General features: G+C 68.9%; 21 protein-coding genes and 1 pseudogene. 8 read left to right on the forward strand and 14 right to left on the reverse strand.

Annotated features, from left to right (window positions below; all coding sequences use genetic code 11):
* Positions 1-35: 35 nt before the first annotated feature.
* Positions 36-938, reverse strand: a complete 903-nt coding sequence (locus tag B141_RS40945) for an aminoglycoside phosphotransferase family protein (RefSeq protein WP_020576204.1) — start codon at positions 936-938, stop codon at positions 36-38.
* 851 nt (positions 939-1789) lie between these two features.
* Between B141_RS40945 and B141_RS40950 the strand changes: the two genes are divergently transcribed.
* Positions 1790-2791 (forward strand): L,D-transpeptidase, encoded by a 1002-nt coding sequence (locus B141_RS40950; RefSeq protein WP_020576205.1) that lies wholly within the window; start codon positions 1790-1792, stop codon positions 2789-2791.
* Between the two features lie 198 nt (positions 2792-2989).
* Here the strand turns inward: B141_RS40950 and B141_RS0116110 are convergent, their stop codons facing one another.
* Positions 2990-3643 carry an HAD family hydrolase gene (locus B141_RS0116110; RefSeq protein WP_020576206.1) on the reverse strand — a complete coding sequence of 218 codons (654 nt, stop codon included), beginning with the start codon at positions 3641-3643 and terminating at the stop codon, positions 2990-2992.
* Positions 3644-3736: 93 nt separating this feature from the next.
* Entirely contained in the window at positions 3737-4249 is a 513-nt protein-coding gene (locus tag B141_RS0116115) for a MarR family winged helix-turn-helix transcriptional regulator (RefSeq protein WP_020576207.1), read from the reverse strand.
* A gap of 98 nt (positions 4250-4347) precedes the next feature.
* Here B141_RS0116115 and B141_RS0116120 point away from each other — a divergent pair, with 98 nt between their 5' ends.
* Positions 4348-4866, forward strand: a complete 519-nt coding sequence (locus B141_RS0116120) for a VOC family protein (RefSeq protein ID WP_020576208.1) — start codon at positions 4348-4350, stop codon at positions 4864-4866.
* 130 nt (positions 4867-4996) lie between these two features.
* Positions 4997-5215: pseudogene (locus tag B141_RS52825) on the forward strand (DoxX family protein); the annotation flags it as partial.
* Between the two features lie 56 nt (positions 5216-5271).
* Here B141_RS52825 and B141_RS40955 read toward each other — a convergent pair.
* Positions 5272-6381, reverse strand: a complete 1110-nt coding sequence (locus B141_RS40955; protein WP_420313593.1) for a DMT family transporter — start codon at positions 6379-6381, stop codon at positions 5272-5274.
* A gap of 189 nt (positions 6382-6570) precedes the next feature.
* Here B141_RS40955 and pdxR point away from each other — a divergent pair, with 189 nt between their 5' ends.
* On the forward strand, positions 6571-8058 hold the full coding sequence (pdxR, locus tag B141_RS0116135; RefSeq protein WP_020576211.1) for a MocR-like pyridoxine biosynthesis transcription factor PdxR: 1488 nt from the start codon (positions 6571-6573) through the stop codon (positions 8056-8058).
* Between the two features lie 580 nt (positions 8059-8638).
* Here the strand turns inward: pdxR and B141_RS0116140 are convergent.
* The 10 genes from B141_RS0116140 to B141_RS0116185 all read right to left on the reverse strand — a co-directional run bounded on the left by B141_RS0116140 (position 8639) and on the right by B141_RS0116185 (position 19495).
* Positions 8639-9520, reverse strand: a complete 882-nt coding sequence (locus B141_RS0116140) for a S1C family serine protease (protein WP_020576212.1) — start codon at positions 9518-9520, stop codon at positions 8639-8641.
* Positions 9521-9594: 74 nt separating this feature from the next.
* Positions 9595-11379, reverse strand: coding sequence for an ABC transporter ATP-binding protein (locus B141_RS0116145; protein WP_026257273.1), 1785 nt, complete (start codon positions 11377-11379; stop codon positions 9595-9597).
* Complete coding sequence (locus B141_RS40960) at positions 11372-13237, reverse strand: ABC transporter ATP-binding protein (protein WP_020576214.1); 1866 nt, start codon at positions 13235-13237, stop codon at positions 11372-11374. Before B141_RS40960 ends, B141_RS0116145 begins: the two co-directional genes overlap by 8 nt.
* A gap of 105 nt (positions 13238-13342) precedes the next feature.
* The gene (locus B141_RS0116155) at positions 13343-13906 is read right to left on the reverse strand and encodes a hypothetical protein (RefSeq protein WP_157181044.1); all 564 of its coding nucleotides are present in this window, start codon (positions 13904-13906) and stop codon (positions 13343-13345) included.
* Complete coding sequence (locus B141_RS45700; RefSeq protein WP_020576216.1) at positions 13903-15267, reverse strand: DUF58 domain-containing protein; 1365 nt, start codon at positions 15265-15267, stop codon at positions 13903-13905. The genes B141_RS0116155 and B141_RS45700 overlap by 4 nt, the downstream gene beginning before the upstream one ends.
* Positions 15264-16274: an AAA family ATPase gene (locus B141_RS0116165; RefSeq protein ID WP_020576217.1), complete on the reverse strand. Its 1011-nt coding sequence runs from the start codon at positions 16272-16274 to the stop codon at positions 15264-15266. Before B141_RS0116165 ends, B141_RS45700 begins: the two co-directional genes overlap by 4 nt.
* Positions 16271-16912 carry a hypothetical protein gene (locus B141_RS0116170; RefSeq protein ID WP_020576218.1) on the reverse strand — a complete coding sequence of 214 codons (642 nt, stop codon included), beginning with the start codon at positions 16910-16912 and terminating at the stop codon, positions 16271-16273. The genes B141_RS0116165 and B141_RS0116170 overlap by 4 nt, the downstream gene beginning before the upstream one ends.
* Positions 16909-17862: a DUF4129 domain-containing protein gene (locus B141_RS45705; protein ID WP_020576219.1), complete on the reverse strand. Its 954-nt coding sequence runs from the start codon at positions 17860-17862 to the stop codon at positions 16909-16911. Before B141_RS45705 ends, B141_RS0116170 begins: the two co-directional genes overlap by 4 nt.
* A gap of 339 nt (positions 17863-18201) precedes the next feature.
* Positions 18202-18420, reverse strand: a complete 219-nt coding sequence (locus tag B141_RS0116180) for a BldC family transcriptional regulator (protein ID WP_020576220.1) — start codon at positions 18418-18420, stop codon at positions 18202-18204.
* A 241-nt stretch (positions 18421-18661) separates the two neighbouring features.
* On the reverse strand, positions 18662-19495 hold the full coding sequence (locus B141_RS0116185) for a DUF8083 family protein (RefSeq protein WP_020576221.1): 834 nt from the start codon (positions 19493-19495) through the stop codon (positions 18662-18664).
* Between the two features lie 132 nt (positions 19496-19627).
* Between B141_RS0116185 and B141_RS0116190 the strand changes: the two genes are divergently transcribed.
* From B141_RS0116190 to B141_RS0116205, 4 genes are all read left to right on the forward strand, one after another.
* The gene (locus B141_RS0116190; RefSeq protein ID WP_020576222.1) at positions 19628-20701 is read left to right on the forward strand and encodes a Glu/Leu/Phe/Val family dehydrogenase; all 1074 of its coding nucleotides are present in this window, start codon (positions 19628-19630) and stop codon (positions 20699-20701) included.
* A gap of 170 nt (positions 20702-20871) precedes the next feature.
* Positions 20872-21990: a LacI family DNA-binding transcriptional regulator gene (locus B141_RS40975; RefSeq protein ID WP_020576223.1), complete on the forward strand. Its 1119-nt coding sequence runs from the start codon at positions 20872-20874 to the stop codon at positions 21988-21990.
* 4 nt (positions 21991-21994) lie between these two features.
* On the forward strand, positions 21995-24595 hold the full coding sequence (locus B141_RS0116200) for a sugar-binding protein (protein ID WP_026257275.1): 2601 nt from the start codon (positions 21995-21997) through the stop codon (positions 24593-24595).
* Positions 24595-26313: a GH39 family glycosyl hydrolase gene (locus B141_RS0116205; RefSeq protein ID WP_020576224.1), complete on the forward strand. Its 1719-nt coding sequence runs from the start codon at positions 24595-24597 to the stop codon at positions 26311-26313. Before B141_RS0116200 ends, B141_RS0116205 begins: the two co-directional genes overlap by 1 nt.
* The last annotated feature ends 145 nt before the right edge of the window (positions 26314-26458 follow it).

Genomic DNA, 26458 nt, shown 5'->3' on the forward strand with positions numbered 1-26458 from the left:
CCAAGGCGCCACCTCTGCCGCAGCGTTCGGCGACGTCAGCCGAGGCGGATCTCGCCCAGCCGGATGTGCAGGTCGATGACCTCGCGGGTATGGCCGAGAATCGCCCAGTGGAGTTGGTACAAGGTCCAGTGGGCCCAGTACATCCGGAGCACGGACGGCTCGAGGCTGGCGTCGAGGGCCTCGTCGACCCGGTCGATGGCCTCCTGCTTGACTCGGTCCCCGCCCGGTGAGGCGGCCGCCCAGGTGAGGTCGAACCGCAGCTTGACGAGGGCGAACCTCCGATCGCCGCGGGCCACCCCGAAGTTCCAGTCGATCACGCCGGTGATCTGGCCTGCGTCGTCGAAGAGGACGTTCGGGACGGTGTAGTCGGTGTGGACGAGATCGTCACCGACCATCTCGGGTTGCTCGGAGCGGCCGACGTCGCGGATCAGCTTGAGCAGGCGACGAGTGCGGTCGTCGTACCCCTTCAGCGTCTCGTGCCTCGGAAAGACTGGTCCGCTCCGGCGGAGGTACATCGGCGGCACGGGTACGTCGTGGCGGTCAACGAGCAGGCCGGCGAACCGTTCGTTCATCGCGAGCATCGCGTCGATCACCGAGACATCGACACGACGTGCCGGCTTTCCTGGCAGGCGTTCCTGAACGTTCGCCACGGTGCCGTCGCTGAGTTCGACGATCAGATCGTGACGTGGAACCGGCAGACCACGCGAGCGGGCCATTGCCAGGACCTCGGCCGTCCGGTGTGCCTGCTCGAGCGGGCCCGGTGAACGAGTCACGACGCCGTCCCGGCCCTCAGGCCAGCGCACATAGACCGCACCACCGGATTCGCCGTGGTCGGCAACGCCCACCATCGCGAGGTCGCAGCCGGCGCGACTGTTGACCTCGGCCACCAGAGCGTGCGGTCCTTCCTGCTCACCTGCGGAAATGGCATCCTCGCTCATGTTCCTCCTCGGAAGGGGCTTCCCGGAGCCAGCCTCGGATCATCGTGGAAACAAAGGGGGCCTATAGCACCTCGCAGTCTCCACGATGATCCGAGCCAGCCCATCAACGCACCTCGTCTGCGCGGGCATTCAGCGTCAATAGCCGCAACGGTTCAGGTGCGGATGAGGCGTTGGCTGATGTCGATCCAGGGCGGGGGTCTGTATTCGGGTCTGCCATTTCGGCCCATGCGGACTCGCCAGCCGCCGTTGTGGAGCCCGAAAGAGCCCATTCCAAAATGTCCCGGCGTCCCGCTCCGCAGGAAAGCGGTGAACCTACCCTGACCCCAAGGACCAGACGGGATTCGTTCAAACCGGACGACCACTACCCGGTTTCCCAGACAGCCTCACAAAGGGCACTGGAGAACCGGACAACCCCACCTTGAACCCGCCCGAATCGGACCGTCCGCATAATGACGCACAGCCGTACGTGTTCTTCTCAGACACCTACTGATCGCACCACCAAAACCTTCACTAGGCGTCGTGTCGCAAGTCGGTTCGGTAATCTTTCTGTGGCACAGCCCGGCATTCCTCTTCGAGAAAGCCGGAACCCTTCGGTCGCAACGACGCCTTCCTGAAGGGTTGCGCAAGCCTGTCGTAGGCCGCCGACACAGGGGGTCGAGATGAATCGACGGAGGCGCCCAGGGCCGTCGGCGCGACTTATCGGGTTTCTTGTGGTCATGCTGGCCGCCGCATTGGTGGCCGGCTGCGAATCGGGATCCCCGAAAGAGTCGCCCCGGAATGGGAACGTGGAAAACGGCGTCACCAGGCAGTCGCCGCGGATTATTATCACGCCAGCCGACAATTCGGTAGAGGTGCTTCTGACGTCCCCCGTCAGGGTTTCCGCCAACGGTGGCACCCTCACAAAGGTTCAGGTGATCGGCGGCCCCGGAAGGTCGGTCAAGGGGACGCTGAATGCCGCCCGGTCCGAATGGAAGGCCAGCCGGCTACTGTTCCCGGATTCGGTGTATCGGGTGGATGCCGAAGCCACGAACGCCGCCGGCGAGCGGGTGACCAGGACACAGACCTTCAGCACGGTCAGGGCCCCGAAGGTGCTCGCCGCCGACATCACGCCGTCGGAAGGCGACAGCGTCGGCGTCGCGATGCCGATCGCCGTGAAGTTCAACGAGCCGGTGAAGGACCGCGCCGCCGTCGAACGCGTCCTCCAGGTGACGACCACCAAGCCCATCGAGGGCGCCTGGCACTGGCTCAATCCGAAAGAGGTTCACTACCGGCCCAGGACGTACTGGCCGGCGCAGAGCAAGGTGACGTTGACAGCCAACCTGCGGAACGTCAGCGCCAGCGCGGACACCTGGGGTACGACGAACCTGCGGCGTACCTTCTCCATCACCAACTCGGTGGTCACCAAGGTCGACCTCACCACCCACGAGGCGAAGACGTACATCGACGGCCGCCTCGCTCGCACCATTCCGGTGACCGGTGGCAAGCCTGGCTGGGACACCCGGAACGGCATCAAAGTCATCCTCGACAAGGAGGAGAACAAACTCTTCACCAACGAAATGATCGGCGCTGCGGAAAGCTACCGGCTCTATTCCAAGTGGGCGCTCCGGGTCACTCTGAGCGGTGAGTTCCTCCATACGGCGTCCTGGTCGACGGGCTCGCAGGGAAATGCCAACGTCAGCCACGGCTGTGTCGGTATGAACACCGAGAATTCCGCCTGGCTGTGGAAGGTGTCCCACGTCGGCGACCCGGTCGAGGTCAAGAGCCCCACCGGCGGACCCATGGAACTCACCAACGGGTACGGCGACTGGAACCTCACCTGGGAGGAGTGGAAGGCGGGTAGCGCGTTGAGCTGAGCCGATCCGCAAGGACGGGCGCGGGACGATCGCCGGCGCACGGCGCATCCATGCCGAGCGGACGAAATCCGCGCCCGCACAGTGGGGAGCGGTCCGCCCTATCGTCGAGAGGCGAAGGCGGTGGGCCGCTCCCCGCCCCCGCTGAGTTGCCCGCCCCGCTGAGACCGCCTGACTATCGCGCGGCGAACTCCCGCCCGATCAGCCGACCTCGCCGAGCAACCGGGGCAGCTCGCGCATGTCGGTGAAGAGCACCGTGCCCGGGCCCTCCAGTCGCTCCGACGGCACGACGCCGCCGGCATAGCCGAACGCCGCCATACCCGCGGCCCGCGCCGCCGCCACGCCGTACTCGCTGTCCTCGATGACCGCGCACTCGCCCGGGTCGACGCCGAGCGTCCGCGCCGCGTGCAGGAAGAGATCAGGCGCCGGCTTGCCGTGTGCGACCTCGCTGGCGCTGAAGATGCGTCCCTCGAACCGCTCGTACAGTCCGGTCAGCCCCAACGTGAAGCGCATCTTGTCGTGCCCGCCGCTGGAGGCGACGCAGGTGAGGGTGCTGATCGCGTCCAGGGCCTCGACGACCCCGTCGACCGGGGCGAGCTCGGCGGCGAAGATCTCGCGGTAGAGCTCAGCGAACTTCGCGTCAACCTCCGGTGGCACCGCGCGGCCGATGTGGGCCTCGAGCTCCCCGATCATGTAGTCGTGGGTACGCCCCACGAACCGCCGGGCGATCTCGTCCTCCGGCAACGGCCAGCCGAGTTCGGCGAAGAGCATGGCGTCGACCCGGAGCGCGAGGGGTTCGCTGTCGACGAGGATGCCGTCGCAGTCGAAGATGAGGAGTTTGTACGTCGCGGCCACGCCTGCACCCTATGAGCTCCGCCGACCCGCACCAGCACCGAGGTACGCCGCTCCCGGGCCGGACGCGCTCAGGCACCCGACCCAGCCCTCGACTCAGGCACCCGACCCAGCCCTCGACTCAGGCCGCGTCTCAGACCGCCGGGGGTCACCGTCGGGCGTCAGGTGCTCGACGACCGCCTCGCTGATCCGGCGAAGCTCCGCCACCTGACCTGGGCTCAGCTGGTCGAACAGGTGAGTTCGTACGCCTTTGACATGACCGGGCGCGGCCGCGACCAGCGCAACGTACCCCTGGTCGGTCAGCTCGGCGAGCTGCCCCCGCCGGTCGGCGGGAGTGGCCCGGCGCCGCAGCCAGCCGCGCTCCTCCAGCCGGGCCACCGCGTGGGACAGCCGGCTGCGCGACGACCCGAGACACTCCGCGAGCTCGCTCATGCGCATCGCCCGGTCGGGGTGCTCGGAGAGGCGTACCAGCACCTCGTAATAGGCGTGCGGCATGCCCGCGTCCGCCTGCAACTCCTGGTCGAGGCGCTCGAAGAACAGCCTCGTCGCCGCCAGGAAGGCCCGCCAGGTCCGCTGCTCGTCGGCGTCCAGCCATCTGGTTTCGGGCATGCCACCACCATACGTGACGTTGTTGAAAGCTCAACAAACGGCTGCTAGGGTGGCTGGGTAGTCAAGCGTTCAACTACTCCCCTCGGATCGGGGTCTCCATGCCCATCACCCGCCTCAACCACGCCGTCCTCTATGTCCGCGACGTGGAGCGCAGCGTCGCGTTCTACACCACCGTCCTCGGGTTTCGTCGCCTCGACATGACGCCTGACGGGTTCACCGGCGCGGCGTTCCTCCAGGCCGCCGGCTCGCGCAACGACCACGACCTCGGGTTGTTCGAGATCGGCTCGGCGGCAGGACCCTCGCGAGCGGGGCGCGGCACTGTCGGGCTCTACCACCTCGCGTGGGAGGTCGACACCCTGGCGGAGCTCGAGGCGATCCAGGCCAGGCTCGTCCAGGCCGGGGCCCTCGTCGGCACGAGCGACCACAGTACGAGCAAGAGTTTGTACGGCCAGGACCCCGACGGCATCGAGTTCGAGGTGGCGTGGTTCGTGCCGCTGGACCTGCTCGACGAGGCCACCCTCGCCGGCCGCAAGGGAATCCGGCCACTCGACCTCGCGAGGGAGCAGGCGCGGTACGGCGCCACCACCCTGGGCGCCAGCTCGACCACCACCGGCTGAGCGACTGAACCACACCGCCACCAGCTACGTGTCTGAACCGGGACCCGGTATCTCACGATCCGTTCCGCGTGCCCGACCCGGCCGGCTCCACCGAACCCGCCGAGCCTCGACCACGGAAGGACCAACCTCCATGTCCACGACTCTCGTCCGCGACCTCGCGCTTCTCCTCGCTCGCATCGGGCTCGGCATCGTGCTGGTCACCCACGGCTGGCAGAAGTTCTCCGACCAGGGGCTGTCCGCGACCGCAGGGGGCTTCTCGAAGATGGGCATCCCACTGCCGACCCTCAGCGCCTACTTCGCGACGTTCGTCGAGCTGATTGGCGGCGCCGCGCTCATCATCGGCTTCGCCGTCCCGATCGCGGGCATCCTCGTCGCGCTCAACATGGCCGGAGCCTTCCTCTTCGTTCACTCCGGGAACGGCGTGTTCGTCAACGAGGGCGGCTTCGAACTCGTGCTCGTCATCGCGCTGACCGGGTTGCTCCTGGCGGCGTTCGGCTCGGGCCGGATCGGCGTGGACGCGCTGCTGTTCGGGCGCCGGCGGTCCTCGGCCGACGCGACGTCCCACGCCGCGTCCTGACCGGTACTCCCACTGGCCGGGCCGGTCCGATCCACCGGGCCGGCCCGGTCCCCCGTTCGTCCACCGGCCCGGCCCGCCGCCGCCCGCAGGCCCCACCCGAGTCCGGCGATCACGAGGGCCGCGCCGACCAGGTCGGCGTACGACGGGCGGCCCGTCCCCACCAGCGCCGCCGTCCCGATCGCCCCTACCGGCACCATCCCCGCGAACAACCCGGCCCGGTCCGCGCCGAGCCGGGGCAGCGCGTCGTACCAACACAGGAACGCCACCACCGTCACGACAATCGCGATGTACGCCAGCGCTCCCAGCTCGGTGCCGCTCGGGGCGCGGAGGAACCCCCACCCGTCGGCCAGCAGCCCGACCACTGTGAGCATCGGCACGGCCGCGGCGGTGGCGTACGCGGATGTACGCAGCGGACCCAGCCGGGCCAGCAGCGGTACGGCGAGCAGGGAGAAGCCCGCCTCGCAGGCCAGGGTCGCCAGCGAGTACGCGACGCCGAGCCTGTCCGTCGTACCCAGCCCCGTCGTGACCGCCGCACCGCACACCACGACGCCGGCCGCGAGGACCACCCGGGGTTCGGGCCGGCGCCGGGCGGCCAGTGGGGCGACCACCGCGAGCACGACCGGCACGGTGGCGAGGATCGTGCCGACGACGGCGGGTGCGGCATGCCTGAGGGCCGCGAGTTGGACGACGTTGAACGTCACCAGGCCGACCGCCGCCAGAGCTCCGAGAAGGATGAGCTCACGCGCCGTGAGCCGGATCCGCGGGAGCCGGCGTACCCGGACGAACAGGAACAGGATGGCGGCGGCGAGCGCATAGCGCGCGGCCTGACCGCCATAGACCGGATAGTCCGTGATGAGTACGCCGACCGCAGTCATGCTCCCGACGAGCAGCATGCCGGTCGCGGCTCCGAGTACCCCTCGGACTGGAACTGAGCGCATGGCTTGCACGCTAGGGGTCGATTGGTTCAAGGTTGAGGGCCAATCCGGACCAGCTATTGAGGACCATTTCCTGCTGGGCGGGGCCCACACCTGGCCTGCCCACATCGGCCTGCGGCGATCCGCGGCCGGCATGGCATCGTGCCGGCGTCGCGCCAGCCGTCGCGGGGTTTAGAGACGTACGAGGATCCTGTGACCGACCTGCTCCTGGTACTCGACCGCCGCCGCGGCCACCTCGCGACCCAGTTGGCGAGTGAGTTACGCGCGGCCATCCGGTCTGGCCGGCTGGCACCGGGCCTACGCCTCCCGGCCACCCGCACACTCGCTCGCGACCTGGGCGTCTCCCGGGGCGTGGTGGTGGAGGCGTACGACCAACTGATCGCGGAGGGCTTCCTCGTCGCGCGGCAGGGCGACTGCACGCGGGTCGCCTCACCGGGCGCGGTGCCCGCTTCGCCACCGGCACCCGTTTTGCCACCGGTGCCGGTCCCGCAATCGGCGCCCGCTCCGCATTCGCGGCCCACGCTCCAGCGGGCCTCCAACGCACGGCCGTCCACCCGACCAGACCTGTTCCGGCCGTACGGCCGCGAGGTGCCGCGTTACGACCTGCGGCCAGGCACGCCCGATCTCGCCGCGTTCCCGCGCCAGCGCTGGGCGAGCCTGGTACGCCGGGTGCTCAACGACCTCCCGGCCGACGCCCTCGGCTACCCCGATCCCGCCGGCGTTCCCGCATTGCGGGCCGGCCTCGCGGCGTACCTACGCCGGGTGCGGGCTGCCCAGGCTGAAGCGACGCAGGTGGTGGTCCTCAGTGGAGTCGCCCAGGGGATCGCCGCGCTGGCCAGCCTGCTCCGCCGACGGCACGAGTTGCCGGTCGTGGCGATCGAGGACCCGTCGTCACCGGGTGAGCATCAGGTCCTGCGGGCTGCCGGCATCGAACCCATCGGCGTACCCGTGGACGACGAGGGCCTGGACGTCGAGTACCTCAACCGAACCCGGGCGCACGCGGCCCTCGTCACACCCGCCCATCAGTACCCCACCGGCGTGGTCCTCTCGCCCCGCCGCCGCGCTGCCCTGGTCGCCTGGGCCCGGGAGCGGGACGCGCTGATCATCGAAGATGACTACGACGCGGAGTTCAGGTACGACCGGGAACCCGTCGGCTGCCTACAGGGGCTCGCCCCCGACCACGTCGTACTCCTCGGCTCCGTCAGCAAGTCGCTGGCGCCCGGCTTCCGGATCGGCTGGGCGGTCGCGCCGGCGGAGGTTGCCGCGGAGTTGGGTGCGTACCGCGCCGTGAGCGATCTCGGCAGCCCGGTGCTCGAACAACACACACTGGCCGCGATGCTCTCCGAGGGCTATTTCGATCGGCATGTGCGGACGATGCGGCGTACCTACCGCGCCCGCCGGGACGCACTCGTCGGCGAACTCACCACCCGCCTGCCATGGGCGCCGATCCGCGGTGTCTCGGCTGGCTTGCATGTGTACGTCGACCTGGCCGATCTCTCCGAGGACGCCGTGGTGTCCGCCGCACGCGAACGCGGAGTCGCCGTCGAGGGTGGCCGGTCCACCTGGCTCGCCGCGGACAACCCGCCGCCGGCACTGATCCTGGGCTACGCCCGCCTCCCCGAACGCCGGATCGCCGAGGCGGTAGCTCTACTGGCCGAGGTATGTCCGCCGCGAACGTAGAGCCTGCAGCAGCATCGCCCGCCCGCATCACCGACTTGTCCGAAGTTTGCTGGTTGTCAAACGCAGGCGTCATGATCATGAAGGATTCTCGTCGCTATTTGACCAAAATCTTTCATGATCCTCGAATACCCACGATCCAAATGCCCAGGTCTCAGCATCCGGGCGGGCAGGGTGTACGCCATGTGAGACGGCTGGGACTTCGCACGCCAAATCGTCACTATGCAAGGTGAATTGAGCTTGCTTGGTGGGGAGATGCCGCGTGAGGTCGTGGCCGTCTCGAATGGCGTACACCTGACCGTATCGGATGCTGAGAAACCAGGCCCGTGCCTCAAATCCTGGGCGGAACTGAATAGGCCCTGCTTCGAACCTTGAGTAGATGCCCAGTTCTGCGTGCAAACTGGGCATCTACTCAAGGTTCAACAAGCACGAGCCCGCCAGCCCAGCCCGCTGACGCGGAGACGATCGGGCGACATCACTCACCGAGACGTCAAGGCGAGCCTGCGAGCAGTCCGGTGAGGGCTGTCGCCCGATCGACCCCGCCCCAACAATCAGCCAGCGCCGCACCCCGCGCGAAACCGGGTCAACGAATCGGCGAGGCCGGAGAGTCGAATCGCGCGATGACATGCTTCGCCTGGTTGATCGGGATGGCGAAGCCGAGGCCGGCGTACGCGGACCTGTCACCTGAAGCGGACGGCGAATAGATCGCCGAATTCACGCCGATCACTTCGCCGGCGAGATTGAAGAGCGGTCCACCGGAATTGCCTGGATTAAGCGGCGCATCGGTTTGGATCGCCCGGTAGGTCACGGTCTCACCAACTGAGGTCAGGCCCGGACTGCCAACCACCCGCACCCGCCGGTCGAGCGCGCTCACGATACCTGCCGTGACGGTTTCCTGAAGCCCTTCGGGCGAACCAATCGCGACGACCGACATGCCCACCCGCGCCTTCGAGGAGTCGCCGAGTTTGGCGGGAGTGAGCCCGCCCACGCCTTGGGCCCGTAGCAGTGCAAGGTCTCTCGCGGCGTCGGTCTCGACAATCTTCACATTGGCGGAACGCCCGCTGCTGAAGCGAACCGCGGCCTGCCCGCCGTACCGCGTCCGCGCTATGACGTGGTTGTTGGTGAGGATCAGGCCGTCCGAGGTGAGGATGATGCCGGAGCCGGTCTCCTGCCCGTCAGCGGATCTGACGTCCACTTCCACCACGCTCGGCGAGACGTCAGACACCACGCGCGCGATCGGCGTACGCGTCACCGCTTCCGTGGGCACAGAGCCGTCGACGTTCGGCGCGTCCGCATCCCCTGCCTGGCTAGCCCCCAGCGCCCCGCCCACGAGGCCGCCCGCCATACCCGCGCTCAACGCGACCGCGGCGAGGAGGGCAGCGAGCCGTCCGGTTCCCCGATCTTTCCGGGTGGGCCGCCACCATCGGCCCTTACCCGGTTGGGTTGGGTTCGGCGTCTCGCTCATATTCCCCAGCGTCCCGTCCTGCGATCATGTCCGGCGTGGGACCTCCGTCCCTTGTTACGCGACGAACGCCCCACTCAGCGGTAGGCACGGGCCTGGAGTTCGAACAGATGCGCATATCTACCAGCTCGGGCGAGCAACTCCTCATGGGAGCCCATCTCTTCGACCTGCCCGTCATGGAGTACGACAATCAGGTCGGCCATGCGTACGGTCGAGAACCGATGTGACACCAGCACGGTCACTCCACCGGACCGGTGCGCGGCTGCCTTCGACGCAGCCGTGAACCGCTCGAACAACGCGTGCTCCGCCTCCGGATCCAAGGCCGCGGTCGGCTCGTCGAGCAACAGGAGCAACGGCTCGTCGCGCATGAAGGCGCGCGCCAGGGCCAGCCGCTGCCACTGGCCGCCCGACAGCTCGTGCCCCTCGCTGAAATCCCTGCCCAGCTGGGTGTCCAGGCCGGACGGCAACCGCTCGACCACGGCCGTGGCGTCACCGCGTTCGAGCGCCTTCGCGACCGCGGCACGATCTTTGATCCGGTCCACGTCGCCGACCCCGACGGTCTCGCGGGCTGTGAACGCGAAGCGCACGAAGTCCTGGAACCCCGCGGCCACCCGTGACCGCCATGCGGACGGGTCCATCGAGCGCAGATCGCGACCGTCAACAAGGACTTGCCCCTCGTCGGGGTCGTAGAGCCTCGCCAGGAGCTTGACCAGCGTCGACTTGCCCGCGCCATTCTCGCCCACCAGTGCCACGGTCGATCCGGCGGGCAAGGCCAGGTTGACGTCCTGGAGCGCCGGTCGATCAGTGCCTGGATAGAGAAAGGCGACGTTCCGGAACTCGATGGCGGACCTGATCGCGGTCGGTGCCGGCTCCGTGCCGTCTCGCCAGCCATGAGTACGCGCGTACGTCCGGAGCCAGACGTAGTTGCCGAACAGCTTCGCCATCTGGACCAGGTTGTGGACACTGGCCGCGACACGGCCAGCCGCCTGGTCGACCTGAGGCGCGAGGAGGACGACGAGCGCCACGTCGCCGGCGGTCACCTGACCGCCGCGCGCCAGATAGACAACCCATCCGATCGCCGCGCCGTAGGCGAGCCCGAAGCCGAGCCGGATCAGCGCCTCGATCGCCGCGCCATTCCGTACCACCCGGCGTTGTTCGCGGAACCGCTGTCCGAACAGGTCCCCGATCCGATCAAGCAGGAACGTACCCAACCCGAAGACCCGGAGCTCCATGGCATGGGCAGGCGCCTCGACGACGCTCAGCAACCGGTCGGCGAGACGGAACTGCGGTGTCGTGCGTTCGACAACGGCGAAGAACATCCGGACGTTGACAACACGCGCCCACACCCGGAGCAGCGCCAACAACGGCAGCACCAGCAGCCCTGGATGCACCGACCACAGAAGGACGCCCACCGTGCTCACATTCGTGAGGGCGGTGACGGCGTACATCACGTGTCCCGCGCTCCACGTCATCTCCCGGGACTGCTGCTGGACCAGCGCGATCTTGTCGGCCAGGTCCGATCGCTCATGGTGCGCGATTCCGGGGATCTTGGTCGTGAGGGCGAGCAGATCCGCATGGAGGCGCGCATCCACACGGTCGCTGAGCGTTGGCGTCAAGGCGTTGTTGACAGCAAGTCCGGCAAAGGAAACCGCCAGGGCAACGGCGACAATCACCACGCCGGTGACGGACGTACCGCTTCCCACGCCGGTGAGACCGTCGACCAGCAGTTTCACGCCGTACGCCTGAAGCGGTGCGGCTGCGGCGGTCAGAACGACGACCAGAGTGTCGACAACCGCGAGGAGCGGCGCCGCCTTGAACGCCGTCGACAGGCACAGGCGCAGGGCCAGCAAGCTGTTACGCATCGACATCACCGCTCGCCGTGAGATACCGGTCGGCCTGGAGCCGGAACATCGTGGCGTACCGCCCACCCAGGCGAAGGAGCTGGTCGTGGTTGCCCTGTTCGACAATGCGACCGGCTTCCAGCACACAGATCCGATCCGCGTCGCGGACCACCGAGAAGCGGTGCGAGATGATCAGCGAGGTGACCCCACCCGTCAGCTCGAGATAGCGATCCACCAATTCGGCCTCGGCACGCACGTCGAGCGCGGCTGCCGGCTCGTCCAACACCAGGACACCAGCGCCGGCCTGCACGGCGAACAACGCGCGGGCCAACGCGATCCGTTGCCACTGGCCACCCGACAGCTCGGCACCACCGTCGAAACTCTTGTCCAACAAGGTGTCCCAGCCATCGCCGAGGCCCTGCACCACCTCCGTGATGGCCGCTCGGCGCGCGACCACCTCAAGCGCCTCCCTGTCGTCTCGACGCTCGACGGCGCCGAGGCTGACATTCTCAGCGGCAGACAATGGAAAGTGAACGAAATCCTGGACGATCGCCGCGATCCGGCGTTGCCACGCGCCCAGTGCCGCGGGGTCCAAGGAGGCGAGATCCACACCGTCGACGGTGATCCGCCCACTCGTGGGTTGGTAACAACCCGCGAGCAGCTTGACGAGCGTGGACTTTCCGGCGCCGTTGACGCCCACCAGCGCCACTGACTCCCCCGCGACGATCTCGAGATCGAGGTCGTGCAAGACATCGCGATCCTGTCCGGGATAACGGAAGCTCACCCCCTCGAACCTGATGCTCGCCGTTGGCATCGCCCCGATCTCGTTGTCCTGACCACCCGGTCCTTCTCGACCACCCGCTCTCTCTCGACTGGCAGCCGACGGCGGCTCGGGCTCCGGGTGGCGGGCGGCGATGAGAGCGGGTAAGCCCACGAGCCTGTCGTACGCCGCACGTCCCCGCCGGAGCGTCGAGACCCCCTGAGCACCGTGGGAGACGCCGACCCGAAGGATCGCGGGAATAGCAGCGGCGGCGTCAGCCAACGGCAGCCGACCATCCACAGCCGCGCGACCCGCGAGCACCACGGCCGCGACCAGCATGACCACGTGTCCCGCATACACGACACCACTGCGCAGGGCATGGCCGCGGCGGGTACGCCAAACCGGCGCCAGCGCGGCCGTCACCTCGTCGAGATACCGCCTGCCCAGCCAGTCGGCCAACCCGAACACCCGCAACTCCTTGGTCGCCGTGAGCATGCCGAGGTTGAAGACGTACGTGGCCTTCCGCTGTCCCTCGATACGCCGGGTCCGCTCGGCGTTCTCCTTCGCCAGAAGACCGGTGAAATACCACTCCACCAGGACGGTCGACGCCACCAGAGCGAGCGCCACCCACCAGGAGAACACCGCGCCGACCAGGGCGGCGGAACCAATGAGCGTGAGCCTGACGGGGAGGAGCATCGAGAGCCCCCAGATCCCAGCCTGTGGTGCGAAGTCGCCTTTCCCCTGCGCGCGTTCCATCTCGTCCCGGACAACGGGATCCTCCGCGGCCGCGATCCGCCGGGGATGCAGCAGCGCCCTGCCCACGCGCAGCGGGACGTCACGGTCAACGAGGTTGACGAGGTTGCGGACCGCCACATCCGTGACCACCGGCAGCATCGATTGGAGAACGAACACACCAATGAGCGCGGCGATGAGAAACGAGAACCGCGCCGCCGGCATGGCGCCAACCTCATTGGCGACAACGGCGGGTATCGCCCCCACGACCTGACCCGTGAGATAGGTGAGCAGGACCGCGAATCCCGCTGACGCCGCACACGCGAGCACCGTCAGCGTCGTACTGCCGCGAGAAAGACTGAAGGCATACCGCGCCATGGTCCACATGGCAGAACACCTCCCGGCGGGGTTCGGCGAGGCCGCCGATCGTAAGGGAAACCACCCCCACGAAGGCCCTCGACAACGGACCGTCTTCGGCAGAGAACGCGACCCTCAGGCCCGGAACCTCCGCGCCACCGCCAGACCCACCGCCGCCAGCAACACCACCGGCGCCACCACGACCAACGATGCCGCAGGTGGGAACGGCAGAACCACGACGACCGCCAGCACAACCGCGCCCACCACGGCGGATGCCAGCACCGGAGTCAGGGTCCGCACCCAGCCGGCCAGTCGGGGTACGTCAGCGCTGGCACCGTCCCCGTCCGGATCGTCGCCTTCGCCCGCGAGTTCGTCGGCCAACTCCACAAGCAGCAGGTATCCCACGACGAGCAGCCCGATCACCGCGGCGGTCGGGGCTGAGAGGCGGTGCGCGTCCGCGGCGAGGAGGACGCCCACGACCATCGCCAGTAGCGAGATCGGCGTCCACCAGGGAAAGCCGCGCAGCAGCCATCCGAGCACGACGCCCAACGCGGCGACGGCACCCACCCAGCGTGCGTCGGCGGGTACGACGGCCACCGTCACCGCGGCGAGCGAGAGCCCGCACCCCAAGGCCACGGCACGGACCACCTCAGCGCTCACCCGTCGCTCCCGCGCGCCAGCCCGCCCCTCCGCGCTCACCGGCCACCCCTCAGCAGCGGTTCCAGACGGACCCGATCCAGTGGTACGCCGTCCTGCTCGTCCCACCTGAGCACCGTCACCCCCATTGCCTCGAGACCGTGGACCAGCACCTCCCGGTCCAGCCGCCACAGCCGCAACGCGAGCCGTGCCTCGCGATCCTCACCCGCCGGCGGCTCCACGGGAAGGACGTCGACCACGACCACCGGATGCCCACGTTCGCGAAGGTCCCGGATCGCCTCGACCACCCGTCCGTCGAGCAATGGAGTAAAGACGAACGCCAGTGCGCCCGGCGGGGGCGCCTGTCGCGGCAGCCGGTTCAGGTCTGGGTCGACGTAGCTGTTGTCCCGGCGGGAGGCCAGCAGCGTCTCGACGATCCGGTAGTACTGCCGCAGCCCGACGTCTGGTGAGAGCCAGCGCAGCGCCCCACCGAGCGCGACCACGCCCACCCGGTCGGCGTACCGCAGGTACGCCTGCACCACGGCGGCCGCACCCCGCACGCCGAGGTCAAGGCTCGACCGGCCGAACAACCCCACGTCCACGGTCGTGTCGACGACCGCCACGATGTCCGCGGCCCGCTCCGCCGCGAACTCGTTGACGTACAACTCGCCGCGCCGGCTGCTCACCGGCCAGTTGATCCGGCGGACGGCGTCGCCGGGCGCGAACGCCCGCAGCCCGGCGAACTCCACCCCGGCGCCCGCCCGGCGGGCCACGTGGCTGCCGACCCGCGCCAACAGCATCGGGGGTACGGCGATGTCGCGGGCGCGGGCCGGCGGTGGGAAGACCGTCAGCTCAGACAGGGTGAGTTCGGCGGTTCCGACGTAGCCCCATCCCCGCGTGCGGACCCGCAGATGGAGCGGCCCCAGTCGCCAGCGGCCCCAGCGCCCCACCCGGACCGTCCAGGTCCGGGCGTACTCGGCGACGCCGAACGCCGAGTCCCGGCGGCCCTCCTCCACGTCGAACAACGCCGACGCCACGACCCGCGGGTTCCGGTCGCCCTCGCCCACCTCGTTCAGCGCGCCCTCCGACCCCACAGCCGTTGGCAGGGCCAGCTCCAGCCCGATGCCACCCAACTCCGCCTCGGCCCGCACCCGCACGGCGATCTCGATCGCGTCCTGCTCGAAACACCGCAGCTCCGAAACCGTGGCCGTGACCATGACCGTCTCGGGCCGGGGCTGCCGCAGCGCCACCACGACCGCGAGCAGGCACGGCGCCGCCACGACGATCGGCTCGGGCCGGGCCGTCAGCACACCCGCGACTACCGCGAGGATCCCGACCGCTGCGAGCCGGCGGGCCAGCCGGCTCATCCTCCAGTGCGGTCTGGCCTCGAGGGAGCTGAGCGGTCGGGCGGCCGGTGTCGTCATCGGGGTACGCCGGACCGCTCGGCGAGCCGGTCCTCCAACCCCACCTGCGTGGGCGGTGTGGGTACCCCCGCCAGCACCTCAGCGACGACATCCTCGCCCGACACCCGGCGGACCCAGAGCTCGGGCCGGAGCACGAGCCGGTGCCCGAGCGCTGCCGGCGCCACCTGCTTGACGTCCTCGGGCGTGACGTAGTCGCGGCCGGCGAGCACAGCCGCACCGCGCGCCAGGTGGGTCACGGCGAACGTGCCGCGTGGGCTCGCGCCGACCTGCGCCTTCGCGTGCTCGCGGGTGGCGCGGACGATCGCCACGATGTACGCCAGCACGTCGTCGTGCACCTCGACCTGCTCCAGCGACTCCGTCATGGCGAGGAGCTCCGCGGCGTCGACGACCTGCGTGAGGGCCGGCGGTGCCGTACCCCGGTCAAGGCGGCGGCGCACCATGTCGGCCTCGAGTTCGGCGGACAGATAGCCGAGTCTGGTACGAAGGACGAACCGGTCCAGCTGTGCCTCCGGCAGCGGATAGGTTCCTTCGTACTCAATCGGGTTCTGCGTCGCGAGCACCACGAACGGCGCCGGCAGCGGCCGGGTCACCCCCTCCACGGAGACCTGGCGTTCCTCCATCGCCTCCAGGAGCGCGGCCTGTGTCTTGGGTGGCGTCCGGTTGATCTCGTCCGCGAGCAGGAGCTGGGTAAAGACCGGCCCTTCCCGGAACGCGAACTCGCCGGTCTTCTGGTTGTAGATCGACGCGCCGGTCAGGTCCTGCGGCAACAGGTCCGGCGTGAACTGCACCCGGCCGAACCCGAGGCCGAGCACCCGCGCGAAGGACCGCGCCAGCATCGTCTTGCCGAGCCCGGGCAGGTCCTCGAGTAGGACGTGTCCACCGGCCAGGATCCCGAGCAGCACGAGGGTGAGCGGCGCACGCTTGCCGACGATCACCCGCTCCATCTCGTCGAGGACGGCCACCGCCCGGTCGCGGGTCTGGCGCGGGGTCATCGTCGTGACGGTCATGGTCGTCCTTCCGGTCCGGGTGCTGGCGCAGGTGGAGACAGTCGCTCGATCGCGGTGACCAGGCGCTCGATGTCTGGTACGTCGAGACCGGGAGCCCCGCGGTCGTTGGACCTCGGCTGGTCGGGTGCGAGGACGGTCCATGCCTCCTCGCCGAGCGCGCGGCGGGCGGCCTCGGGGTCGCGTGCCAGGTCGATACCGTGGCCCTCGGCGAGCCGGACGGTCGCGGCCGCGACCAGCCGCCTCCGCAGACCGACGTCGAAGTCCCGCCGCGAGAACCTCGCCCAGGCCAGATCGCTCACCACCTGGTCGTACGACGGAAAGAGCCCCGCAGGGTGCCGCCGGGTCCGTCGCCACCGGCTCAGCCATCGCGGCAGTCGCGGCCTCCGCACCGACCGCAACGGTCCCGCCGAGCGCAGCCGCTGGCCCCACCGCCTCCCCAACCGGCGCAGCCACGCGGGCGGGCGCAGCCACCCCGACCAGCGGCGTACGCGGGACCGGCCCGGGCCCTCGAGGTGGATCAGCAGGCCCGCCAGCTCGTTGACCGCGAGGACGGTGAGGCCGAGAAGCAGGCCGCTCAGTCCCTGGGTCACCGTCGCGAGGATGAGCAGCAGTGCCACCAGCAGGCGGAGTTGTCTCACCCGCCCGCCTCCGGTGTCGAACGTGTCGAACGCGCACCCGTGGCAGTGTCCGAACCAGCCGCCGCCCGAAGCTCTTCCTCCAGCTTCTGGAGTGCCGCCAGCGCGTCCGACCGGGCCGATGCGGGGAGTTCGCGGCTGGAGAAGCGTGCCTGGCGGAAGAGTTCGGTGAGGTCGCGGACCGCCACCGCGCCCGATGGCCCGAGGAGCCCCGCCTCCCGAGAACGCTCGAGCAGGTCGGTGGGTGTGTCGGCGAGGTTTCGCACGAGTCCGAGGTCGCCGAGGGTGCGTTCCATCGCGGCGTACGCCCCGATCACCGCGACCCGCGGCGCGTCGAGCTCGGCCAGTGCGGCCCGCCCGGCGGCGACGACCTGGCGTACCTGCTCGGGGCTGGGACTGTCATCGCCCTTCGCGCCGGCGGCCGCCGCTGCCCGGCGAGAGAGGAGGACGATCGCGACGATGGCGAGCGTGAGCACGAACCCCGCGCCGATCGCGACCGGCCACGACCAGGCGGGCGCGTCATACCTCCAGCCATCGGGCGCGGCCGGTGAGGCTGTGCCACCCGGTGACGGAGTCGGCGGGGTCGGAGTAGGCACGGGTCGAGCGCCGCTGCCGAAGGATTCCCTGATCCGGTCGCGGTTCTGGAACAGCAAGACGACCGCGACGAGGAAGAGGATGCCCTGGATGACGACGGCGAGCGGGCTGGTGCGGGACCGCCGCCTCGGGGGCGGACCGCCACCGCGACCGGTCAGGACCGCCACCACGGTGAACGCGAGTCCGATTCCCACCAGGACACCGACAATCGGGCCGATCACGTCGACCGACAGTGACTGGCTGCCGAGGGGCGTGCGTTCCTGCCATCCCAGACCGAGGGCGCCCACCGCCAGGAGAGCCACGACGATGGCGACCGTGCCTGCCGCTGTGTATCTGCCGAAGCTCCAACGCTTACGCACGGTCGCCCCTCCATCCCCGGGCGCGCCTTGGCGGTCACTCTATGGGGTCATAGTCGGTGAATACAGCGGTAAAAGGTACCGATTCGGCAACGGAATGGGGGTACTTTCACGGATTGTCAGGATCTGGTCGGGCCGAGCGCCTTGACCCGCCACCCACCGTGTCGATCGTGGTCTCCGGCGGCAGTGCCGACGGACCAGGGGGTGCCAGCGACTGTGCGCCGGCGACGCACGCAGGACGAAACGCGCACCACACAAAAGTGTGGCGGCCCCGTCCCCTTCGGGATGGAGCCGCCACACTGCCTGTCTGATTATCCGAGTTGCTTTGAGGACCGAATCGGCTTAGCGGCCCTCAGCTCCCCCACGTTGTTCGGGGAGCACGCCAGCAAGCAGCGCGCGCACCTCGGACTCACGGTAACGCCGGTGTCCCCCCAGCGTCCGGATCGAGCTGAGCTTGCCGGCCTTGGCCCACCGGGTCACCGTCTTGGGGTCAACCCGGAACATGGCCGCGACCTCTGCCGGCGTTAGCAGAGACTCGGTCTCCGGCGTACGTGTCGTCATGAGCGGCCTCCTCCACGAGAACCGGACGGTTAAGTCCGTCCCGCACCCTCCATTGGTGCATCGAATCCCTGTCCGAGAAAGAGAACTACCGGACAAACACCTCAAAGCGATCACGCCGCGTTATGCATCCCCCACGTGACGTATCGGTGCGAGTCCTCCCTTTCTCCACGTGACTCACCGTAACCCGAATCCAGGGGTTCCGCCCAGATTTTCCAGAATTTCCCTGTCTCGGTCCGATGTTTCACGATGCGCGCTCCTTCACGCGCAGCGTCCACCACCGCTTCCGTAACCGGCGGTAGACGATCACTGCCTCCTCGTCGTTACCCTGTGCTACCGCTTGAAGTGCGGCAGTGACATCCTTTGCGGATCGGTCCGCGGCAAGCACCTCCGGATCCATGAGCTGGACCAGTCCCCCGTAGTCCAGCTCCACCCAGGAGTGCGGATGGAACGTCTCGATCCATCGCCCCAGCTCCCTGAGCGGCTCGAGCTCCCAGTCGGGGTGTGCCCGCTTGAGCAGCCGATAGGCTCGGCCTACCCTGCGACGCGCCTCAACCATTGGCGTTCGGTACCGGAGTTCTCGCACCGGATCCATGGCGATACTGCGGTCCTCATCACCAAAGATGACGAACCAAACCAGCGGAACGTGCCATCGAGCGGTGAGAATGTGGGGTACGGCGTCAGCAGGGCACGCCTCGTCCTGTAATGCCCCGAAATCCACGCGGTCCAACCCACCGGCCGGCAGGATGACCTGGAGCACGTGCTCGGGCAGCGACTCCATCAGGTCGGCGAGCGCCTGCCTGATGCGCAGGGCTGGTTCGTCGGGGCAGACGAGCAGCATTCCGTCCACTTCAAGGGTGTACGCCCGACTTTCCCCACCGACCGCCCCCAGGGGCAGGACCGGCAGGAGTGCCGCCAGCGCCTCCCGCTGCTCGGCCACGGCCAATGCCCCCGTCTGGGCGGGTTCGGGCACAGAAAGCCCGGCCTCCCCCGAGGAGCGCTCCCCCTCCGGGAGGGCCGCCAGCGGTTCATAGACCCGTAGGTAGCAGCAGTACGGCGCCACGACCGAAGTCCGCATGCTCCCATCGTGCACCTCTCCGTTGGTTCGCGGCACCTGTCCGGAGAGATCCAGAGGAGGCGTTCTCGCTCTAAGGTGGTGATGGAGCGTGGCTGCCACCCATGCGGCCCGCCCGGACAAGGAGTCACCACCGTGACCGAATTCTTCGGCCGGCATTCCGGCCATGAGCAGGTCGTGTTCTGCGCCGACGAACCCTCAGGCCTCAAGGTCATCATCGCCATCTACTCCACCGCACTCGGTCCCGCGCTCGGCGGGACCCGCTTTCACCCCTATCCCAGCGAGGACGCGGCGCTCACCGACGCGCTCAACCTCTCGACCGCGATGGCATACAAAGCCGCCCTCGCCGGACTCGATCTCGGTGGGGGCAAAGCGGTCATCATCGGCGATCCCGACCAGGACAAGACCGAGGCGCTCCTCCGGGCGTACGGCAGATTCATCCAGTCCCTCGGTGGCCGCTACATCACCGCCTGCGACGTCGGCACCTACTCGCCCGACATGGACGTCATCGCCCGGGAATGCGAGTTCGTCACCGGCCGCACGGTCGAGCAGGGCGGTGCGGGTGATTCGTCCGTCCTGACGGCGTACGGCGTCTTCCAGGGCATGCGGGCCGGAGTCGAGCGGCTCTGGGGCACTCCCAACCTGCGCGGGCGGAGGGTCGGCATCGCAGGCGTGGGCAAGGTCGGCCGGCATCTCGTCGAGCACGTGCTGGGCGCGGGCGCCGAGGCGGTGGTGACTGACGTATCCCCGCAGGCCCTCGCGGAGGTACGTCGTACCCACCCACAGGTCGAGGTCGTCGACGACAGCTCGAAGCTGGTGCGCTCCGACATCGACATCTTCGCGCCCTGCGCCCTCGGCGGCGCTCTGGACGAGGAGACCGTCTCAGTCCTGCGCGCCCGGCTGGTCTGCGGCGGCGCCAACAACCAACTCGCCCACCCGGGGATCGACAAGATGCTGGAGGAAAGGGCGATTCTGTACGCCCCCGACTACCTCGTGAACGCCGGCGGGCTGATCCAGGTGGCCGATGAGCTGCACGGCTTCAGCTTCGAGCGGGCCAAGGCACGCGCGGCCAGGATCCTCGAGACGACTCACCGCGTGTTCGACCTCGCGTCCGAGGAGGGCGTACCCCCGGCCGTGGCCGCCGACCGGCTGGCCGAACGCCGGATCGCCGAGGTTGGCCGCCTCCGCTCGATCTGGCTCCGCCGCTAGGCGACTCCCCCGCCAGGCGGAATGATCACGTTAACGTGATCATTCCCCACGATGCGTGGTGAATTGGACGTGCATCGTGGGGACTTGCCGAGTAAACGTGATCATTTCGAGCCAGCCCGCGTCCCAACCCGATGTCGCGTCGCCGTGCCGTCTGGCGGATCATCATTGATATGGCAAAGGCGGAGCCGAAATACCTGTGGATCAAGCAGCAGCTGTTGGGCGAGATCCGACGGGGTACGCACGCCGCGGGGCAGGCGTTCATCACCGAACGCGAGGTCTGTGAACGCTTCGGGGTCTCCCGGATCACTGCGGTCCGCGCCCTCAACGACCTCGTCCACGAAGGTGTCCTGACCCGCAAGCGCGGCGTCGGCACCTTCGTCGCGGACCAGACCGAGCAGCGCCCGCGCCCGCCGTCGTTGATCGGCTGCGTCTTCGCCGAACTCAGCGGCCACCACGTGCTCGAGATCCTGGCCGGGATCCAGCAGGCCTGCGGCTCCGTCGGCGCGAGCGTACGGCTCTTCGACTCGGCCTCCGACCCCGCACGCGAGCTGGCCAATCTCGACCAGGCCCGCCGAGCCGGTGTGGACGGACTGGTGGTCTACCCCGTCGATGGCCAGACGAACGCCAGCGCGATCGCCGATCCAGGACCGCCGGTCGTGCTCGTGGACCGCTACCACCCGGCGTTCCCGACCAACGCCGTCCTGCCTGACAGTTTCCGGGCCGCCGTCGTCGTCACCGAGGACCTCCTCGCCCGCGGACATACGCGGATCGGCGTCGCCTGGGGCGAGGTCGACTGCAGCAGCGTGCTCGAGCACCTCGCGGGTCATCGCCGGGCACTGCTCGACCATGGCGTCCGGGTCGACCCGGAGCTGTCCGCACTGCTGCCGTACGACCGTTGGCCGGAGGCCGAACGCCGCAACCTGCTGCGGTCCTGGCTCGACCGCTCTCCGGCCGATCAGCCAACAGCGCTGGTCGGTGTGAACAGCGAGGTGGTGTTTCTCCTACGTACGGACCTCGCGGTGCTCGGGGTCGCGCCGGACCGGTTCGCCTGGGCGGCGTTCGGCGATGACAACCCGACCGCTCTCCGCGCGATCGGCGCCGCGGGCGCGACCCTCCCGTCGCGGCAGATGGGTGTCGCGGCTGGCAGGTTCCTCCTCGACCGGCTGGCCGAGGAGGTCGCACTCCCCATCACCCACCTCGTCCTGCCGGTACGCCTGACGACGGCAACCACCGGGAGGCCTGAACCTGACAGCGCAATTGACATATCAAAGGGAGCGCGCCGAGCCTGAGCGCATGGCGGGCATCCCTGAAAGGTCACGCCGGTGGTTCCTCTCCCGAGGCGGTGGCCTGTTCCTCACCTCTTCCACACTCGGGCCCGGCCTGGTCGGGCCGTTCCTCGGTAAGGGTCGTGCGGCCGCCTCGGCCGGAACGCGGGCGTTCCGGCTCGGCGAGGTACGACCCGGCAACGTCTTCCATCCCAGCCAACCGATGGCCCTGCGCCAGGTCGTGACGGATCTGTCCGGACTCGGCGGGACGTACGAAATCGATCTGACGACCAAGGACGCGGCCGGCGAGGTCATCAGCCACCGCACCGACACCGTGCGCCTCGCGCCCGGTCAGACGCACGAGCGGGACGTACCTGTCGGGGGCGACACACTCGGCCACTACACGGCCACCGCGGTCGTCCGAACGGACGGCGGCACGACAGTCGCCACCACGGCCAGCGCGCTGGCCCGCGTACCCAGCCCACCGGGACAACTCCAGCCGCACTCGCCGTGGGGCATTGGCAGCGGCGGCGCCTGGATCGGGATCCGTTTCGACGCGGCGGAGGCCGCCAAGCGGCTGCGGCTGGTCGCCGAGGCCGGTATCGCCTTCACCCGCGAGGAGATCTTCTGGGACAACCTCGAACCCAGCAAGGGCGAGTGGCACTGGGAGCGGTTCGACCCAGCGGTCATCGCCGCCCGCGAGCACCAGGTGTCGTTCCTCGGCCTGCTGGACTACTGGGCACGCTGGTCCATCCCGGACGGCTACCAGGAACGGCCACATCCGACGCCCTGGCCGCAGGCCGTCGACAACTTCGCGAACTTCTGCTTCCAGGTCGTGAGTAGATACAAGCCGGGCGGAGTCCTCGCCCGTAGCCAGGGATGGCGGGACGGCTACGGCATCCGGCACTGGGAGGTGTGGAACGAGCCGCCGACCTTCTGGTTCGGGACCGCGCAGGAGTTCGGCCGGATCGTCCGCGCGGCGTCGGCGGCAATCCGGCGCGCCGACCCCAAGGCGTTCGTCGTCGTGTCGAACGGCGGACCGACCTTCGACCAGCAGGTGATCGACGTCGCCGGCGTCGAGGCGTACGACGCGCTGGCGATCCACCTCTACCCGGGTCCGACCGGTCCGGAGGCCGGCGGGTTCGTCGAGCAGATCCGCGAGTCCCGGGCGTTCCTCGACCGCAACGACGGCAGGCGGGTGAAGCTGTGGGTCACCGAGACCGGCTGGAACGTCAAGGGCGGCGTGTCGGCGTGGGAGCAGGCCAGCTACCTCGTCCGCGCGAACATCGAGTCGGTCGCGGCCGGGGTCGAGCGGATCCTCGACTTCACCCTGCTGTACGGCGGTGAGGGCTGGGGCATCCTCGACGACGAAACGCATCCGAGGATCGCCTACGCGGCGTACGCGACCCTCGCCGACCGGCTGCGCGACCACCGGCCCCGCACGGCCGAGCCGATGGGTGCCGCGGTGCGGGCCTACGTCTTCCAGGGCGCCGACCGCGCGACCGCCGCGGTGTGGAGTACCGCCGAAGATGGCCGGCTCGAACTCGACGCAGGTGGTTCCGTCCTTGATACGTACGACCTGATGGGAAACCGGATCGGGTCGGCTCGTGGTGCGACAGACCTCGCGCTCACCGGGCGGCCGGCGTTCATCGTCGCCCGGGATCTCTCCGCGCAGCGACTTGGCCGGATCATCCGCGACGGCCGGGTCCGCGGCATCGCGCCGCTCGGGATCGCGATCGACAATCTCGCCGACCTGCCGTCCAGGCTGCCGGATCTGACGGTCACGATCACCAACCGGATCAACGTGCCGCAGCAGGGCCGCGCCACGATCTCGCTGCCGGAAGGCTGGCAGGTCCGCGACCGGTCGTTGGCGTACGGCCCGCTCGCGCCGGGTGAGTCGGTGGTGCTGAGGTACGCCCTGACGCGGGTCGCCCCGAACGCCGACAACGCCTACCCGGTCGAGGTCACCGCGACCACGAACGCCGACCCTGGCCAGCTGACCGCGCGGACGACGCTGTTCGTCACGGCCGTCGTACGCGGGAGCCCGGCGATCAACGGGACGCTGGACGGCTTCCGGGCGGGCGCCCCCGTGCATGTCGACCGCCCGGATCAGGTGGTCGGCATCCCGGAGTGGACGCCGACCAACTGTTCCGCGATCGCGTGGGCGATGTGGGACCACGAGTACTTCTACTTCGCCGCCAGCGTCACCGACGACGCGTTCAGCCAGCCCCACACCGGCGGCGACATCTGGAACGGCGACAGCGTCCAGCTGATGTTCGACCCGCAGAACATCAAGCAGGGCAAGCCTCCTTCGGCTCAGGAGGTCGGCCTCGCGCTGACATCACAGGGCGAGCAGGTCTACCGCTGGAGTGGCGGGTCCAGCTCCGTCCCCGGGGCGCGGCTGGTCTGCGGCCGGGGCGAGAACGGCAACCTGGTCTACACCTGCGCGCTGCCGCTGTCGGAGCTGCGGATCGATGCGCGGGTGGGCACGCGGATCGGCCTGGACTTCCTCGTCAACGACAACGACGGCGGCGGCCGGTCGGGCTGGATCTACTGGACGCCCGGCATCGGCAACGCCTGGGACTCGTCGAAGTTCTCGACCTGGACCTTTGTGGATACGGAGATCTGATGCGGAACGACGACAGACGACTTCACCGCAGGCGCTTCCTCGAACTCGGGGGTGGGGCGGTGGCCGGCCTCTCGGTCGCCGGAGCAGGTGCCCTGCGGCCATCATCGGCCGCAGCCGACGCCACGCGCTCGCGCAGCTTGGAGATTGACGCCAACCAGCGCACGGGAGAGTTCAACCGCAAGCTGTTCAGCGTGGTGGGCGTCACCCAGGACACCGGCCTGAAGGTGGACAGCTGGAAACTCCTCAACCCCGCCGGCACGCAGTCACGGCTCGAGGTCGCCATGGCGGAGGTGGCGCCACAACGCGGCGCGTTCGACGTCAAAGAGATGTTCATCTACCTGGACAACACCAACGACCGATTCTTCAACCAGGTCGTGGGCGCGGGTCTGGAGCCGGTGCTGCTGTGCTGCTATTCGACGTCCTGGTTGGGTAATCCGCCAACCGATCCGCAGGGTTGGGCGGACATCGTGGCCCAGGTCGTCGAGCACTTCAACGGCGTACCCGGACCGGACTACCAGCTCCGGGTGAAATACCTCGAGATCTGGAACGAGCCCAACCATCCGATGTTCTGGAAGGGTACGCCCGAGCAGTTCCACGCCCTGTTCAAGATCGCCGCACACACGATTCACGACAGGTTCCCGGGCGTCCTCGTCGGTGGTCCGGCGTTCTCACCCGGTTTTGACGGCTATTACGAATACGGCAAGGCCTTCGTCGACGCCGCCGGCGACGACATGGACTACTTCATCTACCACTCCTACGGCGATGACCCGCCGAAGATCGCCGCCGACATCACCTTCTGGCGCGACTACATCAGGACGCACACCCGGCACGCCGACCCGCGCCTCATGGTCACCGAAGCCGAGTCGTTCAAGGACTCCGACGCGGTGAAGGTGCAGAACCTCATCGGGCGGCAGTTCACGCTGCTCGACCACGCGGATTCGCTGATCGGCTGGCATCAGTTCAAGCTGTACGAGTACAAGGAGGGTTGGTACACCTTCGGGCTGGTCTACAACGACGGCTCGGTCTTCGGGCGCAACTACTGGCCCTACTGGCTGTTCCGCGACGCCGACGGACAGACGGTCCGCGGCAGCGGCGCCGAGGACGATCCGGGTGGCCACCAGGTCGCCACGGTCTCCCGCGCGGGTGCCCGGGTCAACACGGTCTACTGGCGCGACCCCGAGGTGGCGACCGGCCGCCAGCTCACCAGGTTTTCCATCCGGCTGCCGCGGGAGCCGCGGATCGACCGGATACTCACGGTGTCCCGGGTACGCGGGACGACCGGCGAGGTGATCGCCGCCCGCAAGGTGAGCCGCGGGGTGCCGCTCTGCGAGTACTCCGTGCAGGTCGAGCCAGGCGAGGCAGTCTCGCTGACCCTCGACGACGCCGCGGCGGCAACCACGCCCTGGGTGGGGCTGGCGGCGACCGCCTCTTCGGTCGCGGTGGGTACGCCGTTCACCGCCGCGGTGAACGTCCTCAACACCACGCCGCACCCGATCTCCGGTGAGGTCCACCTGGCCGGCCTCCCCGCCGGATGGACCACCGAGCTTCAGTCGGGTACCCCCACCTTCGGCGGTCTCGACACCGGCGATCAGGCCAGGACGACCTGGCGGATCACGCCAACCGCGCCGACCAAGGGTGCCGTCGCCTACCGGGCGATCGCGATGCTCGGCGCTGGAGCGACCCACCACTCGATCCCGATCCGGATCACAGCCGCCTGAGAACGCGTACCGCCTACCACCGAACCCACGGAGAACACGGCCTACGTAGAACGCGGCCCAGGCAAACTGCCTGGGCCGCGTTCCACGTCCCCGGCCGCGCCGCCCCGGCCAAATGATCACGTATACGTGGTCATTTGCTGCTTCA

The sequence above is a fragment of the Actinopolymorpha alba DSM 45243 genome, from assembly GCF_000373925.1.
Lineage (GTDB): Bacteria > Actinomycetota > Actinomycetes > Propionibacteriales > Actinopolymorphaceae > Actinopolymorpha > Actinopolymorpha alba.

Bases quoted from the DNA above. Each gene is read 5' to 3' on its own strand.
- B141_RS40955 (WP_420313593.1), bottom strand. From the start codon at position 6,381: ATGCGCTCAGTTCCAGTCCGAGGGGTACTCGGAGCCGCGACCGGCATG.
- B141_RS0116140 (WP_020576212.1), bottom strand. From the start codon at position 9,520: ATGAGCGAGACGCCGAACCCAACCCAACCGGGTAAGGGCCGATGGTGG.
- B141_RS0116165 (WP_020576217.1), bottom strand. From the start codon at position 16,274: ATGACCGTCACGACGATGACCCCGCGCCAGACCCGCGACCGGGCGGTG.
- B141_RS40945 (WP_020576204.1), bottom strand. From the start codon at position 938: ATGAGCGAGGATGCCATTTCCGCAGGTGAGCAGGAAGGACCGCACGCT.
- B141_RS0116145 (WP_026257273.1), bottom strand. From the start codon at position 11,379: ATGCGTAACAGCTTGCTGGCCCTGCGCCTGTGCCTGTCGACGGCGTTC.
- B141_RS0116120 (WP_020576208.1), top strand. From the start codon at position 4,348: ATGCCCATCACCCGCCTCAACCACGCCGTCCTCTATGTCCGCGACGTG.
- B141_RS40960 (WP_020576214.1), bottom strand. From the start codon at position 13,237: ATGTGGACCATGGCGCGGTATGCCTTCAGTCTTTCTCGCGGCAGTACG.
- B141_RS0116115 (WP_020576207.1), bottom strand. From the start codon at position 4,249: ATGCCCGAAACCAGATGGCTGGACGCCGACGAGCAGCGGACCTGGCGG.
- B141_RS40975 (WP_020576223.1), top strand. From the start codon at position 20,872: ATGGCAAAGGCGGAGCCGAAATACCTGTGGATCAAGCAGCAGCTGTTG.
- B141_RS0116180 (WP_020576220.1), bottom strand. From the start codon at position 18,420: ATGACGACACGTACGCCGGAGACCGAGTCTCTGCTAACGCCGGCAGAG.
- B141_RS0116200 (WP_026257275.1), top strand. From the start codon at position 21,995: ATGGCGGGCATCCCTGAAAGGTCACGCCGGTGGTTCCTCTCCCGAGGC.
- B141_RS0116205 (WP_020576224.1), top strand. From the start codon at position 24,595: ATGCGGAACGACGACAGACGACTTCACCGCAGGCGCTTCCTCGAACTC.
- B141_RS0116185 (WP_020576221.1), bottom strand. From the start codon at position 19,495: ATGCGGACTTCGGTCGTGGCGCCGTACTGCTGCTACCTACGGGTCTAT.
- B141_RS45700 (WP_020576216.1), bottom strand. From the start codon at position 15,267: ATGACGACACCGGCCGCCCGACCGCTCAGCTCCCTCGAGGCCAGACCG.